General features: G+C 56.0%; 1 protein-coding gene. It reads left to right on the top strand.

All coding sequences use genetic code 11. The features are described from left to right. Nucleotides 1-243 (top strand): IS66 family transposase (locus FNJ47_RS48590; RefSeq protein WP_163163787.1); only part of this gene is annotated, 243 nt, incomplete at both ends.

Below are 243 nucleotides of genomic sequence, written 5' to 3'. Positions count from 1 at the left end.
ACTGCATGCGCCGCTTCCGCCAGCAACATAGTGTCCCCATCCTCAATGCTCTCAAGGTATGGCTCGATGACATGGCCCCGAAGGTCTTGCCTGACAGCAAGCTCGGCGACGCCGTATCCTACACCCGGAACCAATGGGACTATCTGACGCGTTACACCGAAGATGGCAGGATGCCGATCGACAATAATCTTCTGGAGCGCGACATCAGGGTTTTTGCAACTGGCCGAAAGTGCTGGCTGTTCA

This window comes from Bradyrhizobium uaiense (assembly GCF_010811875.1).
In the GTDB taxonomy this organism is placed as follows: domain Bacteria; phylum Pseudomonadota; class Alphaproteobacteria; order Rhizobiales; family Xanthobacteraceae; genus Bradyrhizobium; species Bradyrhizobium uaiense.
This window is presented reverse-complemented; position numbering and strand designations above follow the sequence as displayed.